Here is a 15,139-nt window from a genome sequence, read left to right as displayed (position 1 = left end):
ATGGATGTTGTAGATTTTTTGATAGATGAAGAATCAACAGTACTAAATGCGATGGAACAACTGGATAAGGTTGCAAAAAAGGTGCTTTTTGTTGTAAAAGGAGGACACTTTGTTGCAGCTATTACCGATGGGGATATAAGGCGGTGGATTTTAAAAAAAGGAAAACTTGATGCAAAGGTCAAGGAAGTAGCCAACTACAACCCAAAATTTCTATATGAAGCGGAAAAAAACAAGGCCAAAGAATACATGAAAAAGTATTCTGTTGAGGCTTTGCCTGTATTGGATAAAGATCGCAATATTATCTCAGTTGTCCTCTGGAATGATGAACAAATAAAGCCAAAGAAAAACTTGGATGTTCCGGTGATAATCATGGCAGGAGGACTTGGTACCAGGCTTTATCCCTATACTAAAATACTACCTAAGCCACTAATACCAATAGGTGAAATACCTATTGCAGAACATATAATAAATCGGTTTAATAAATTCGGATGCAGGCAGTTTTATCTCGTTTTAAATCACAAGAAAAATACCATCAAGGCGTATTTTAGTGATATTGAAAGAAGTTATAGTGTTGATTATGTTGAAGAACAAAAGCCTTTAGGAACAGGCGGAGGACTTAGCCTGCTCAAGGGAAAAATCCCTTCCACCTTTATCATAACAAATTGTGATATTTTGATAGATGAGGATTATGAAAAAATATACAATTACCATAAGAAAATGGGTAATCTCATAACAATGGTTTGCTCCCTAAAGAATATTAAAATACCCTATGGCGTTATTGAAATAAATGATAAAGGCGAAATCGAGAAAATGAAAGAAAAACCCGAACTGATGTACTTTGTTAACACGGGTATGTATTTGGCTGAGCCTAAAATCATTGAAGACCTGGAAGAAAATCAGCCTGTGGAATTTCCTGATATTATTGAGAAATATAAATCCAAAGGAGAAAAGATTGGCATCTATCCAATAAGCGAAAATAGCTGGATGGACATGGGACAGTTTGAAGAAATGGAAAAAATGAAAAGAAGGTTGGAAAAAGATGAATAAAAAAATTCTATTAATCGGTGGCGGTGGTCACTGTAAATCTGTTTTAGACAGCCTTCTCAATTTAAATGAATATGCAGATATTGGAATTATCGATAATAAAGAAAATGCTGCAAAGACAGTATTGGGAATACCAATATTAGGTTGTGACAAGAATCTTCCTTCTTTATATAAGGATGGGTATAGTCATGCGTTTGTTACTGTAGGAAGTATAGGTAATCCCTCTCTTCGTATCAAGCTTTTTAATGCTCTATGCGAGATAGGATTTATAATTCCTAATATAGTTGATGCTTCTTCTGAAGTTAGCAAATATGCCCGAATTGGTAAAGGGGTCTTTATCGGCAAGCAGGCCATTGTAAATGCCGGTGCGGTAATTTGTGACGGAACAATTATCAATTCCGGCGCAATTGTCGAACATGACTGTGAAATTGGGGAGTTTGTGCATATAGCCCCCGGAACGGTTTTGAGTGGAGGAGTAAAAATCGGAGATCACTCTCATATTGGCTCAAATACTACTGTTAAACAAGGAATTTGTATTGGCTCAAATTGTGTAATCGGAATGGGAAGCATTGTAACAAAGAATATTAGGGATAACGTGATGGCCTATGGAAATCCATGCAAAGAGGTGAAGAAGCTTTGAAGGTATTTGTTATAGCGGAAGCAGGTATAAATCACAACGGGAGCCTCAAGCTGGCTAAGGAACTGGTAGATGCGGCCAAATACGCTGGTGCTGATTGCATAAAGTTTCAAACCTTTATTGCAAAGAATCTTGTTACCAAAAATGCTTTAAAAGCTGAATACCAAAGGCAGCAAACATTAGCGGAAGAATCCCAATATGATATGCTCAAAAAGTTTGAACTCTCCTTTGATGAATTTGTTGAGCTAAGCAGGTACTGCTTGGATAAAAATATTGAATTTCTTTCAACAGCCTTTGATTTTGACAGTATAGAATTTGCAAAAAGTTTGGGGATGAAAAGGTGGAAAATTCCTTCGGGAGAAATTACAAATCTCCCTTATTTAATAAAAATAGCAAAGTTGAATAAACCCATTATTCTATCAACGGGTATGAGCACAATGGATGATATAGAAAAAGCCCTTTCAGTATTGAGGGAAAATGGTGCCGGAGAAATTACGGTCCTTCATTGCACGACGGAGTACCCGACACCCTTTAGCGATGTAAATCTTAAGGCCATGCTGTCCATAAAAGAAGAGTTTGGTGTAAAAGTAGGTTATTCCGACCACACACAAGGGATCGAAGTGGCTATTGCAGCTACAGCCCTAGGAGCTACCGTTATTGAAAAACATTTGACTTTAGATAGCAAGATGGAAGGCCCTGACCATAAATCCAGTCTTGAGCCATGGGAAATGAAATCTATGGTAGAGTCTATCAGAAATATTGAGCTCGCTTTAGGCGATGGAATAAAACAGCCTGTAGACTCTGAGAAGAAGAATATGGGTATCGCCCGTAAAAGTATTGTAGCTAAAAGATATATTAAAAAGGATGAAATTTTCACTGAAGATAATTTGACGGTAAAAAGACCCAGTAACGGTATTAGCCCAATGCAATGGTTTGAAGTGCTCGGGAAAAGAGCCATAAGAGATTTTCAAGAAGACGAGTTGATAGAGTTATGAAGAAAGTAATAAGCGTATTTACAGCTACAAGAGCTGAGTACGGTTTGCTAAAACCCATAATATGCAAACTAGATAGAGTAAAAGAGTTTGATGTAAGGATTGTGGCAACCGGCGCCCACCTTTCACCGGAATTTGGGCTCACCTACAAAGAAATTGAGAAAGATGGATTTCATATCGATGAGAAAATAGAAATTCTATTAAGTGCCGATACCCCCTCTTCAATATCCAAATCAATGGGTCTTGGCATGATTGGATTTGCAGATTATTTTAAAAGGATTAATCCTGATTTATTGATTGTTCTCGGCGACAGATATGAAACCCTTGCTGTTTCAATGGCAGCTGTAAATCAAAAAATTCCTATTGCTCATCTTTACGGCGGTGAAGCAACCCAAGGAGCTATTGATGACTCCATTCGTCATGCCATAACCAAATTAAGCTATCTTCATTTCACCAGTACGGACACTTATCGCAAAAGAGTTATACAGCTAGGAGAGCACCCGGACCGGGTATTTAATGTGGGAGCTATTGGTATAGAAAATATTCTAAACGAAAAGCTGTTATCAAAGAAGGAATTGGAAAAAGAACTAAATATGGATTTGCATAAACCTTATGCCATGGTTTGCTTTCATCCGGTGACTTTGGAATACAACAGCTCCAAGGACCAAATAACTGCTTTACTTGAAGCATGCAAGGCATATACGAATATGAATTTTATATTTACCAAAACCAATGCCGACTCTGACGGACGTATTATAAATCAGCTTATTGATAAATACACCCGGGAAAATGATAACATTACTGCATTTACTTCACTAGGTATGATTAAGTATCTAAGCGCCCTTAGACATTGTGCCATGGCAGTAGGTAATTCTTCAAGCGGATTATTGGAGGCGCCTAGCTTTGGCATTCCTACAATAAATATTGGTGAACGACAAAAAGGAAGAATACAAGCCACTAGCGTTATCAATTGCAACCCCACTGAGGAAGAAATAAAACAAGCAATAGAAAAGGCTTCAACGGATGCCTTTATCAAGCAGGCACAAAAAACTGTCAATCCCTACGGAAACGGAAACACTTCTGAGAAAGTTATTGAAGTAATTAAAGAATATGTTTTAGGTGAGAAGATTGATCTTAAGAAGCAGTTTTATGACGTCGAGGTAGAGATATGAAAAATATTGCAATCATTCCGGCCAGAGCCGGTTCCAAAGGCCTGAAAGATAAAAACATAAAATTATTGAACGGAAAGCCAATGCTGGCATATTCAATTGAAGCAGCCAAAGAGTCGGGTTTATTCGAAGAAATAATGGTATCTACCGATTCGAAAAAATATGCCCAGATCGCCAAGCAATGGGGTGCCAATGTTCCCTTTCTAAGGCCGGAAGAATTGTCTAATGATACAGCCTCATCATGGGATGTAGTTAGATATGTTATACAAAGATACAAAGAACTCGGACGGGAATTTGATACAGTGGCCTTACTGCAGCCAACCTCTCCCCTTAGAAATTCTACTGATATTATTAAAGGTTATGAGGTTATGGAGAATAAATCTGCAAATTCTGTTATAGCAGTATGCGAAGTAGAGCATTCGCCATTATGGGCGAATACTTTGCCTAAGGATCATTCTATGGTTGGTTTTATCAGGCCTGATATTGCCAAAGTTCCCAGACAAAGCATACCGACCTATTACAGGATTAATGGGGCTTTATATATTGTCAAGGTTGAGCATTTAATGCATTCTGCAGATATTTACTCTGATAGAAGTTATGCCCTGATAATGGATAAAGAAAATTCAATTGACATTGACGATATATTTGATTTTAAGATTGCCAGCTTATTATTAATCGAAAGGTTGCTATAAGAATTATATTTGCTGAATTAGGTGATAACAATGACATCAAAGTTGATGTATTTTTTGGTTCTGATTATAGGACTTATAAGTATGGAAATACTTATTCGAAGCAATATGAAGAAAAAAAGAATTGCGGCGGATTCTATATTTTTGCTTTTTGCAATAACACTTCCCATTATAGGTAGGTATGAATCCTTAGCTCTTTTTTTAGTATCGTTTTTATTAATGTTATATAAACTTCGAATAGAAAGAGATGGATTAACCTTTATATATTTCCTTGTTGTATTGGTTGGATTTTTAGGTATATTTAATTCCATCTATATAGCAACTTCGTTTAGAGAGCTTCTTATAGTAACATCATATTTCTTAATCAGTATTACGGCTACTGCGTTAGCTTACGAGTTCAAGGAGGCATTTATTGAAAGGGCATTTCGATTCATAATAGCTTCTGCTCTAAGTGTATCATGTATAAAACTCATTGATTTAATTGGTCTATTTAATTTTCGTAAATATATAATCTTACTAAAGACTGACAACCATTTTGCATATTATATTGGGAGCATATTAATAATTGTTATTGTAATGTTATATGATAAAAATAAAACCTTCAAGAAATTAAACTTTTTCCCCGTCATTGTTTTTGCTATGTCTTTAATTTCTGCAGGCAGTAGGGGATCGTTGGTGGCTATCGTTGTAACCCTTGGAATCTTTGCTGTATATAATAAAAAATACAAAACAGTATTAATTATGATTTTGATTTTTATTATTGGATTCATCAACTTTGACAACTTGCCCTATGATATTCAAAAAACCCTATTATCACTAACCAACAAAACGGCTACCTTCTCAAATATAGAAAGGCTTGCCATTTGGAATTCAAGTATAGAGATGATTAAAGCTCATCCTCTAGTTGGAGTAGGAATTGATAATTGGAGGTATTATTATTCGCTGCCCCAATATATGCGATCTGTAAACAGCTATCCCCACGCCCATAACTTTTATCTTCAGACAGGAAGTGAAATGGGGCTCATAGGATTGGTTTTGTACCTTTTAATTTTTGCTGTTAGTATATACTATTCCATTTATGTTTTTAAAAGGACGAAGCACGATATAAGAAGGTGTATTGCCCTATCATCGGTAATGTTTATTATCTTCACAGCTGTATATTCCATGTTCAACAACCCTCTTTTTAATAGTAAGCCTGCCATGCTTTTTTATATAATTGTGGGGCTAAATGCCGGTATTTACAAACTAACCAGAGAGGAAGTGAAAATCCATGAAGAAGACTCTGACGATATTACAACTAAGATCCGAGTTCAGGGACAATGGACCCGGGACACAGAGTTTGGAGATCGCCCGAGAAATGAGTCGAAGAGGTCATAATACTATTTTTGCGTCAAGCGGAGGAATCCTTGCAGAAGAGATAAGAAAAGAATTTAAGCACATTGATATACCAACATTGGCAATACACAAAAGGGGCCCTGTTTCAACAATAAAAAATATTATGAAAATAAGAAAGATACTCAAGGAAGAGGATATTGATGTAATACACGGCCACAATGCCGCTGCAACCTTTACTGCATATTTGGCATCAAAGACTGTAAATAAAAAAGTGGCAATTACCCATAGTGTCAGAGGTATGGAAATTCGGAAAGGTTATCAATGGAGAAATTTAATATACAGGCTCTACCCTGCTACTTTTTTTGCGGTATCGGATTTTACAAAACAAATGTTAGTTAGAGCTGGAGTTCGTGAGGATAGAATTATAAATACTTATAACGGTGTAGATACTGAGAAATTTAATGTATCAAAATATAATAAAGACAGTTTCAGGAATGAAATTGGTGCTCGTAAAGATACAGTTCTTATAGGTACTGTAGGAAGAGTTAATTACAACAAAGGTCAAGAAGTCCTTATAAGGGCAATTCCGCATATCCTTAAGAGGACTCCAAATTTCAAAGTTGTAATAGTTGGAGACGGTGAAAAGCTTGAGACTTGCCAAAAGCTTGCAATAGATTTGGGGGTACAAGAATTTGTGCATTTTACCGGCTTCAGAAGAGATATACCAAATATTCAAGCAGCCTTGGATATATATACTCTTGCTTCAGTTAAAGGTGAAATGTTTCCTAATTCTATACTGGAAGCAATGGCTATGGGTAATCCATGGGTTGCCAGTAAACTTAGCGGAATTCCGGAAATCTCCGAGAACGGAAAAAATGGGCTGTTGGTTGAGCCAAACAACTGTGAAGATCTAGCGGATAAATTAAGTAAACTGATTATTGATGAAAACTTAAGAAGAGATATGGGAGAAAACTGTATTAAAACCATCAACGAAAAGTACACCATAAAAAGTGTCTGTGATGCTATAGAATTTGAGTATTTGAATGCCGCCATACAATTAATATGCGAAGGTTGAGGATATATGAAGAAGGCTGCTATAGTATTAGTTGTTATAACAATAATGTCAAAATTTTTAGGTTTTTTTCGTGAGATAACTCTGTCGTACTTTTATGGTGTGAGCAATGAAAGCGACGCGTATATAATAGCGCTGACAATACCAAGTATCATTTTTGCATTTGTCGGTGCCGGGCTTGCTACAACATTTATTCCTATGTATAACAGCGTATTGTCGGAAGATGGCATAAAAGCTGCAAATGCTTTTACCAGCAGAGTTGCCAATATAATTATTTGCATTTCAACAGCAATAATTCTTTTGATATTTATTTTTACAGATGAAATAGTCAAATTATTTGCATATGGCTTTGATAACGAGACGTTGAACTTGGCAGTTCAATTTACCAGAATAACTGCGCTGGGTATTTACTTTATTGGACTTGGTTATGTTTTTAAAAGCTTGCTTCAGATTAAAAATAACTTCATTATGCCGGCAATAGTAGGATTCCCCTACAACTTGGTAGTTATAATATCTATTTTTGCAAGCTCAAATTCGAGTCTTATGATTTTACCTTTGGGTACTTTTATTGCCACATCTCTGGAGACCATTGTATTGTTTCCCAGTATAATGAAGTCGGGATATAGGCACAGGCTGGATTTTAAAATTGACAACAACATAAAAAATATGTTTTTCCTATCAATACCCGTTATATTAGGAACCTCTGTAAATCAAATTAACAAGCTTGTTGACAGGACTCTTGCTTCCCAAATTTCTGTTGGAGGAATTTCTGCCTTAAATTATGCAACGAGACTAAATAATTTTGTTCAAGGAGTTTTTGTAGTTTCGGTAGTTGCAGTGATGTATCCTGCAATATCAAAATTGGCAGCTGAAAACAATATTAAAGAACTTAAAAAGGTATTATCGGAAGCTATTATTGGAGTTACGTTGTTATTAGTGCCGGCAACTATTGGTGCTATGTTTTTTTCAAAAGAAATAGTTGTATTACTATTTGGTAGAGGGGCCTTTGACAAAACAGCAATAGACATGACTTCTTTAGCCCTATTCTATTATTCTATCGGAATGCTGGCCTTTGGAATCAGAGATGTTTTGGCAAAAGTGTTTTACTCTATTAAAGATACTAAAACTCCAATGGTTAACGCGGGCATCGGTATGGTACTAAATATTATTTTGAATATAGTTTTGTCCCAGTACCTGGGAATTGGTGGCTTGGCACTAGCGACCAGTATAGTAGGCATATTTATTACCATATTAATGTTTATAACGTTGAGAAAGAAAATAGGCCCTTTGGGAATAAAGTCGATGAGTATAAAATTCCTTAAGATTTTGATTGCCTCATTGCTTATGGGATTTGCGGCATATATATCTTATAGATATATTAGTAATTTACTAAGCCCAAATATCTCAATTATAATATCAATCACAGGCGGTGCTTTGCTATATTTCGTGATTATCTATTTCATGAAAATTGAGGATGTAGAAGTTTTGGTACAGCAGTTTAAACGGAAGTTAATTAGCAAGAAAAAGATTAATTCCCCTTAATATTGCTATGAATAGTGCTAAAGCTTTCGAATACATATAGGGAATTATAATTCCGTAATATTATTAAGGAGCTATTTCAAAATTCTATTTTGAGACAGCTCCTTTTTATCATCATAAATTTATTTCTTATTCATAATTAAATTTTTATTCTGCCTAATGCAAACTCATTTTCGTTTAAATCGTACTGAGATTCTTCTGTCCACTGCTTGAGTATATTGTTATATTTCTCTGCCAATATCGTATTTCTTACATTTTGTATGACGTCTTTATACTCCGTTCTATTCTCTATTCTTACAACATGGTATCCATAATTCGTCTCAACTATGTCGGTATCTCCAACTTTATGTTCCAAAGCCCACTTTACAAGTTTCTCTAATTCAGGTACACTTGCACTAACGTAAGTCAGCTCCAGCAGCCCTTTATTCCCCTCAACGCCGCTGTCCTCCGAAAGATCCAATGCCAATGTTTCCATGTCTTCGCCCTTGTTTACTTTTTCAAGTGCAGCCTTTGCCTTGTCGTAGACCTTTTTCTTATCCTCTTCAGCTAAGGCAACCTCTGTCTTTGGATTAATAGTGTAAAACAATATATGTCTTATAGTAAGTTTGTCGAAAATATCTTTATTCTCATTATACCTACTCGCCAACTCTTCATCGGTAATGGCAATCCTTTTTTGCTCATCTTCCACAAACTTAAAAACCAATCTTAGGTCTTTCAAAATCACTTTATATTGATTAATGGTAATTCCATACGTATCTTTGAACATTTCTTCAGCGGACATAATATTGACACCAGTATTCTTCGCCGCTTGATTGAACTGTGCCATTTGACTGAGAAGTGTGGTAATTGAATTTTCAATTTCCTTCATATCCTTGTCGTTCAAAAACAATCCTTTTTCCTTAGCTTTCAGAAGCTGTATCTTAAACTCCTTGCAACTGTCAAGAGCTCTTTGCTTTGCAAGCTCCCTTGCATCAACACCTTCTACTTTTGAATCCCAGAAAGCTTCTTTTGATGCCTCGTCCTGAAGCTGGGCATCATTTTCCATCTGAATCATTACTGAACCAAGAAAATACTTGTACTCTTCACTGGTAATTTTTTCGCCTGCAACGGTAGCCACATAACTGGTGGCATACGAATACCAAACACCAAATCCCACAGCCAAAACCACAACCAGTATTGCTATAACAGCAACGAGCATCTTCTTTCCGCCAATCTTTTTCCTCATATCCAATAGAATCCCTCACATTCCCTAAGTAATATACTATTTTAATGCCGTCTTTCCAGTGCAAAAAAATAGAACAATTGCTTAACTAAAAAGCAATCTGTCTCTTGTAGGATTTATCTTATTGTTTTATGTCTATACAATAATCCCAACTATATCTATTATAATAAATAATGAAACCTACTGCAATTTCTTAATGTCTTGTAACAAAATCTTAATAATTTCGAGCAATTCCTCTCTTTTTACTCCTGTTGTTTTAAAGGTGATGTAAGGTCTATTGCTAGCCGTAAAAAGAAGCTTTCTTCTGTATTTGTCCATAAGTTTTCCCAATGCCTCAAAGTTTATATTTCTGTTTTCAGAATACTGCAGAATTACAGCATCATTCTTTTCCTGTAAGGATGAGAATCCACATGCTTTAGACAAAGATTTTATATATGCAATTTTAAGTAAATTCCCTACCGGCTGCGGTATCTCGCCGTAGCGGTCCATCAGCTCATCCTCTGTATCCAATACATCCTGTTCATCATTTATTGATGCAATTTTCTTGTACATATCGATCTTTTGGTTTTCGTCACTGATATAATCATTATCTATGTAGGCACTTACATTTATGTCTATGGAAATCTCCTCTTCCTCCTCAGCGGCAGGCATACCCCTAAGCTCGTTTACAGCTTCCGCCAAGAGTTTACAATACATATCATACCCGACAGAGTCTATATGCCCATGCTGCTGCGGCCCTAAAAGATTTCCCGCGCCCCTTATTTGAAGGTCCCTCATTGCTATTTTAAATCCCGAACCAAATTCCGTAAACTCCTTTATGGCCTGAAGTCTTTTTTCCGCAATTTCAGAAAGCACCTTATCCTTTTTATAAGTTATATAGGCATAGGCAAGCCTGTTTGAACGTCCAACCCTTCCCCTAAGCTGATAAAGCTGGGCAAGCCCCATCCTGTCGGCATCTTCTACTATAATAGTATTAACATTTGGCATATCCAGTCCCGATTCAATTATGGTGGTACATACAAGAACATCATATTCACCGTTTATAAACTGGAACATAATGTTTTCCAGCTCCGTCTCATTCATTTGCCCATGGGCAGTGCCGACCCTAGCTTCAGGGACCAACTTCTGTATTTCTGCTGCCTTTAGATTTATAGTTCTGACCCGGTTATAAAGATAAAAAACCTGTCCACCCCGGCTCATTTCCCGAGTTATAGCCTCTCTTACAACTTCATTGTTGTATTCCATTACATAGGTCTGAACAGGATATCTCTCCTCCGGAGGGTCTTCAATAGTACTTATATCCCTTATACCAACTAGGGACATATGCAAAGTTCTTGGAATAGGTGTTGCTGTAAGGGTCAAAACATCAATATTTGCCTTCAGACTCTTGATCTTTTCTTTGTGTGTCACTCCAAAACGCTGTTCTTCATCTATCACCAAAAGCCCAAGGTCTTTAAAGGAAATATCCTTCTGAAGCAGTCTGTGGGTTCCGACAAGTACATCCACCATACCGGTCTTTACATCCTTTAGTATTTTCTTTTGTTCTGCCTGGGTCCTAAACCTGCTTATCATTTCCACTGTTATGGGAAAGTCCTTCATTCTTTCTTTAAAGGTGTTGTACTGCTGCTGGGCAAGGACCGTTGTAGGAACCAGATAAGCCACCTGTTTTCCATCCATAACGGCTTTAAATACCGCCCTCATCGCCACCTCGGTCTTTCCATAACCCACATCACCGCAAAGGAGCCTATCCATTGGCTTCGACGACTCCATGTCCTTTTTTATCTCCTCAATACACTTCAGCTGATCTTCCGTCTCCTGATACGGAAACAACTCCTCAAACTGTTTCTGCCATACCGTATCCTTCCCGAAAGAATGCCCTGTTGCCGCTTCCCTCTGGGCATACAGATTAATAAGCTCCTCAGCAAGCTCTTTTAATGATTCCTTTGCCTTGGCTCTGGTCTTTACCCAGTCCGTCCCCCCCAGCTTGCTGAGCTTTGGCGCTTTCCCCTCCGAGCCTATGTACTTCTGTATCAGATCAAGCTGATTTGTTGGAACATAAAGATAGTCCCCTTCATTGTACTGAATTTTGAGGTAGTCTTTTTTTATGTTTTCTACCACCAGCTGTTGAATTCCTACATATTTTCCTATTCCATGAAGCTGATGAACAACATAATCACCGACATTCAAATCGGTAAATACACTTATTTTCTGCCCCTTGGTGGATTTATGCTTTCTTAATTTCTTGTCCTGACCAAACAGTTCTTTTCCGCTCACTACCACAAAGCCAATACCCGGGTATTCAAAGCCCCGGTTTAAAATACCATGGGTTATTATCACCTCTCCGGGCTGAATCTCCCGATCGGGCTCTTCCATGTATACAGCTTCGATATCTTTTGTCCTTAAAGTCTCGGCCAACATTTCACCGCGGCTCTTGGTGCCTGAAAGTATGACCACTCTTGCATGGTTTTTCTTCCAGTGATTTATGTCTTCCGCCAGTATCTCCAGATGCCCCTGATAGGAATTTAGGAGTTTGGACGCTATGTTTTCCCTCTTGCTCCTCTCCTCATCGTTTGAAGGAAGGGTGCTTAAATACAATGTATTTTTGCTTTTCTCCAGCCTCTCCCACAAATGATTATAGTCGAAAAAGATATCAAAGCTTCCCGCAAGAAGCTGTCCGTTTTCCATGAAGCTTTTGCACATCTCGTTGCTTTCCATCAGAAGGGTCTCAAGTCTTTGCTCAAATCTTTTCGGCTCGTCCACAAAGGTGAGTATCTCAGAGCCTATATACTCGGTTATGATAGATGGCTTTTCGATAATATAAGGTATATACCTGTCCATCCCCGCAAAATAGTACTCCTGTTCAAATCTCTCGATGTCAGAACCGATTTTGGCTTCTAATTTTTCTATCTGGCTCTTACTGTTTTTACCCCCCATTTTCTTTATTTGCTCTTTAAGGTCATAGGATATCTTTTCTAATATGCTATCCCTCAAGCTTAAGGGGTAAATCAACTCTCTTGCAGGCAAAACAGTTATCCCTTCATGATTTTCCATCGATCTTTGTGTCATGGTGTCAAAGCTTCTTACTGAGTCTATTTCGTCGTCAAAGAGCTCAATTCTAACAGCAGTGTCACTGTTTACCGGGAAAATGTCTATTATCCCTCCCCGGACTGCAAACTGGCTTTTCCCTTCAACTGTTGTCACTCTTTCATAACCTATAGATACAAGCTTCTGAGTAAAAAGGCCGAGATCAATCCGATCCCCCAAGGCGAGGCTTATTATGCTTTCTTTAAAAAGCTGCTTATCAATCAGTTTCTGGCACAATGCTTCGGCACTTGTTACTATAAAGCTGTAGTCATCGTTTACAATCCTGTAAAGAGCACTTATTCTTTCATAAACCGAATCATAGCTCTTTGCCTCCACATCATGAAGCATAATCTCCTTTGATGGGAAGAATACAGCATCTCTTCCAAAGAAAAATGAAATATCCTCGAACATTTTTCTTGCCTGCATCTCATTAAAAGCTATATATATACCTTTTAAACCCAAATGGCAGCATAGCCCGCAGGCCACATGAACCTTTTGGGATTCCGAGGGGCCTGTCAGAGTTGTAGGTATTCCCCTTTTGATGTTCTCAAGCACATCAGTATACTCCTTTATCTCAAAAAGGGGCTCTACCAGATACTGCTTATCCTTTAATATACTCATGATTAATAAACCTCTTAGCACCAGTATGTTATTTGTTGAATTTATTCATTGCACTGTCAATACCCGATTTTATTATAGTCTCAATAGCATCCGCCGCACTCTCAATAACTTCTTCCATCTTCTTTTTTTCGTCACCGGAGAACCTTCCAAGAACATAATTGGCCAGGTCCCATCCCTCCGGAGGCTTGTCAACACCGATTCTTACTCTGGGAAATTCATCGGATTGTATCTGATATATCACAGATTTCATTCCGTTATGTGTTCCGGCACTTCCTTTTGGCCTTAATCTAAGCTTTCCCACAGCCAAATCTATGTCATCATATACTATTATAATATTTTTTACAGGAATCTTATACCATTCAATTATTTCCCGCACACTTTCACCGCTGAGATTCATAAAAGTCTGCGGCTTGACAAGAATTACTCTCTTTCCTCCTATGTCCCCATCGCCGATAAGCGCCTTATGCTTAAGCTTTGTAATCTTTATATTGTGTCTTCTTGAAAGAAGTTCCACCGTATCAAATCCCACATTATGTCTTGTATTCTCATATTTAGTCCCCGGATTGCCCAATCCGACTATTACAAGCAAATCCTCCAAATTCGTCACCTCTTCTCACAATGTTTACACGACCGTATTTAAAATAAAACGACCACTAATAAATTGCCTCCCTAATTTTCTTAAGGAGGCAATGTAAAATTTTATAATATGTCATTTATGCACAACAACCGCTTAATTAATATTTACCAATAATTAATCCTGCTGGGTAAAGAGTGAGCTTATGGAAATATCCCCATATATCCTTTCGATAGCTTCAGCAAATACAGAAGCAACGGACAACGAGACTACTTTGTCGATTCTCTTATTCTCATCCAACGGGATTGTATTTAATGTAACAAGCTCTTTCATTCCGGACTCTTTGATTCTGTCAATTGCAGGCCCCGACAAAAGTCCGTGAGTACAGCATGCATATACTTCCTTTGCCCCTATTTCGATAAGAGCATTTGCGGCATTAACGATTGTTCCTCCTGTGTCAATAAGGTCATCCACCAATATTACTCTCTTATTGTTAACGTCGCCAATTATGTTCATTATTTCGGAAACATTGGCCTTTGGCCTTCTCTTATCAATAATAGCCAGGGGAACATCCAACCTCTGGGCAAATTTCCTTGACCTCGAAACGCTGCCTACATCAGGTGATACCACGACAACATCGCTTGTATCCTCAAATTTCTCCAAGAAATAGTTCGCCAGTATAGTACCTCCAAGCAGGTGATCCAGCGGGATGTCAAAAAATCCCTGCAACTGAGGTGCATGAAGGTCCATTGTAAGTACCCTGTCTGCTCCCGCAGTTGTGAGAAGATTTGCTACAAGTTTTGCTGAAATAGGATCCCTTGCTTTAGCTTTTCTATCCTGTCTTGCATAGCCAAAATACGGCATTACAGCAGTTATCCTTCCTGCTGAAGCTCTTTTTAGAGCATCTATCATAATCAATAATTCAACAAGGTTATCATTAACAGGCGGACATGTAGATTGTATAATAAATACATCGGACCCCCTCACAACCTCGTTAATGTTAATTGCAGATTCGCCATCGCTGAACTTCCCTACATTTGCCAACCCAAGCGGAAGACCAATTTTCTCTGCGATTTCTGAAGCCAACTCCTTGTTTGAGTTCCCTGCAAAAATTTTAATATCCTTGCCATGTAAATTCATCTTATGTTCCCCTTCTTACTT

12 protein-coding genes are annotated in these 15,139 nt (G+C 37.7%); 8 read left to right on the top strand and 4 right to left on the bottom strand.

Annotated elements, in window-relative coordinates; genetic code table 11:
* From EFD62_RS07015 to murJ, 8 genes are read left to right on the top strand one after another with little or no spacing between them, the layout of a single operon-like run.
* Positions 1–1,047 (top strand): sugar phosphate nucleotidyltransferase, encoded by a 1,047-nt coding sequence (locus EFD62_RS07015; protein ID WP_069195685.1) that lies wholly within the window; start codon positions 1–3, stop codon positions 1,045–1,047.
* A complete protein-coding gene (locus EFD62_RS07010) occupies positions 1,040–1,684 on the top strand; it encodes an acetyltransferase (protein WP_069195684.1) in 645 nt (214 codons plus the stop codon). Before EFD62_RS07015 ends, EFD62_RS07010 begins: the two co-directional genes overlap by 8 nt.
* The gene (gene neuB, locus EFD62_RS07005; RefSeq protein ID WP_128705924.1) at positions 1,681–2,676 is read left to right on the top strand and encodes an N-acetylneuraminate synthase; all 996 of its coding nucleotides are present in this window, start codon (positions 1,681–1,683) and stop codon (positions 2,674–2,676) included. Before EFD62_RS07010 ends, neuB begins: the two co-directional genes overlap by 4 nt.
* A complete protein-coding gene (gene neuC, locus EFD62_RS07000) occupies positions 2,673–3,845 on the top strand; it encodes a UDP-N-acetylglucosamine 2-epimerase (protein WP_069195682.1) in 1,173 nt (390 codons plus the stop codon). Before neuB ends, neuC begins: the two co-directional genes overlap by 4 nt.
* Positions 3,842–4,534, top strand: a complete 693-nt coding sequence (locus EFD62_RS06995) for an acylneuraminate cytidylyltransferase family protein (RefSeq protein WP_128705904.1) — start codon at positions 3,842–3,844, stop codon at positions 4,532–4,534. The genes neuC and EFD62_RS06995 overlap by 4 nt, the downstream gene beginning before the upstream one ends.
* 30 nt (positions 4,535–4,564) lie before the next feature.
* Positions 4,565–5,908 carry an O-antigen ligase family protein gene (locus EFD62_RS06990; RefSeq protein ID WP_128705903.1) on the top strand — a complete coding sequence of 448 codons (1,344 nt, stop codon included), beginning with the start codon at positions 4,565–4,567 and terminating at the stop codon, positions 5,906–5,908.
* A complete protein-coding gene (locus EFD62_RS06985; RefSeq protein ID WP_235832590.1) occupies positions 5,889–6,941 on the top strand; it encodes a glycosyltransferase family 4 protein in 1,053 nt (350 codons plus the stop codon). Before EFD62_RS06990 ends, EFD62_RS06985 begins: the two co-directional genes overlap by 20 nt.
* Positions 6,942–6,947: 6 nt before the next feature.
* The gene (murJ, locus tag EFD62_RS06980) at positions 6,948–8,480 is read left to right on the top strand and encodes a murein biosynthesis integral membrane protein MurJ (protein WP_069195678.1); all 1,533 of its coding nucleotides are present in this window, start codon (positions 6,948–6,950) and stop codon (positions 8,478–8,480) included.
* A 136-nt stretch (positions 8,481–8,616) separates the two neighbouring features.
* On the opposite strand, the gene EFD62_RS06975 is transcribed toward murJ, so the two are convergent.
* The 4 genes from EFD62_RS06975 to EFD62_RS06960 form a co-directional block, all read right to left on the bottom strand.
* Entirely contained in the window at positions 8,617–9,702 is a 1,086-nt protein-coding gene (locus EFD62_RS06975; protein ID WP_069196396.1) for a peptidylprolyl isomerase, read from the bottom strand.
* Between the two features lie 177 nt (positions 9,703–9,879).
* On the bottom strand, positions 9,880–13,404 hold the full coding sequence (gene mfd, locus EFD62_RS06970) for a transcription-repair coupling factor (RefSeq protein ID WP_069195677.1): 3,525 nt from the start codon (positions 13,402–13,404) through the stop codon (positions 9,880–9,882).
* A 28-nt stretch (positions 13,405–13,432) separates the two neighbouring features.
* On the bottom strand, positions 13,433–13,993 hold the full coding sequence (gene pth / locus EFD62_RS06965; RefSeq protein ID WP_172405983.1) for an aminoacyl-tRNA hydrolase: 561 nt from the start codon (positions 13,991–13,993) through the stop codon (positions 13,433–13,435).
* A gap of 162 nt (positions 13,994–14,155) precedes the next feature.
* Positions 14,156–15,118, bottom strand: a complete 963-nt coding sequence (locus EFD62_RS06960; RefSeq protein ID WP_069195675.1) for a ribose-phosphate pyrophosphokinase — start codon at positions 15,116–15,118, stop codon at positions 14,156–14,158.
* Between the last annotated feature and the right edge of the window lie 21 nt (positions 15,119–15,139).

It is taken from the genome of Acetivibrio mesophilus (genome assembly GCF_004102745.1).
Lineage (GTDB): Bacteria > Bacillota > Clostridia > Acetivibrionales > Acetivibrionaceae > Hungateiclostridium > Hungateiclostridium mesophilum.
The sequence above is the reverse complement of the archived record's forward strand: the minus strand, read 5'-3'. Positions and strand labels throughout refer to the sequence as shown.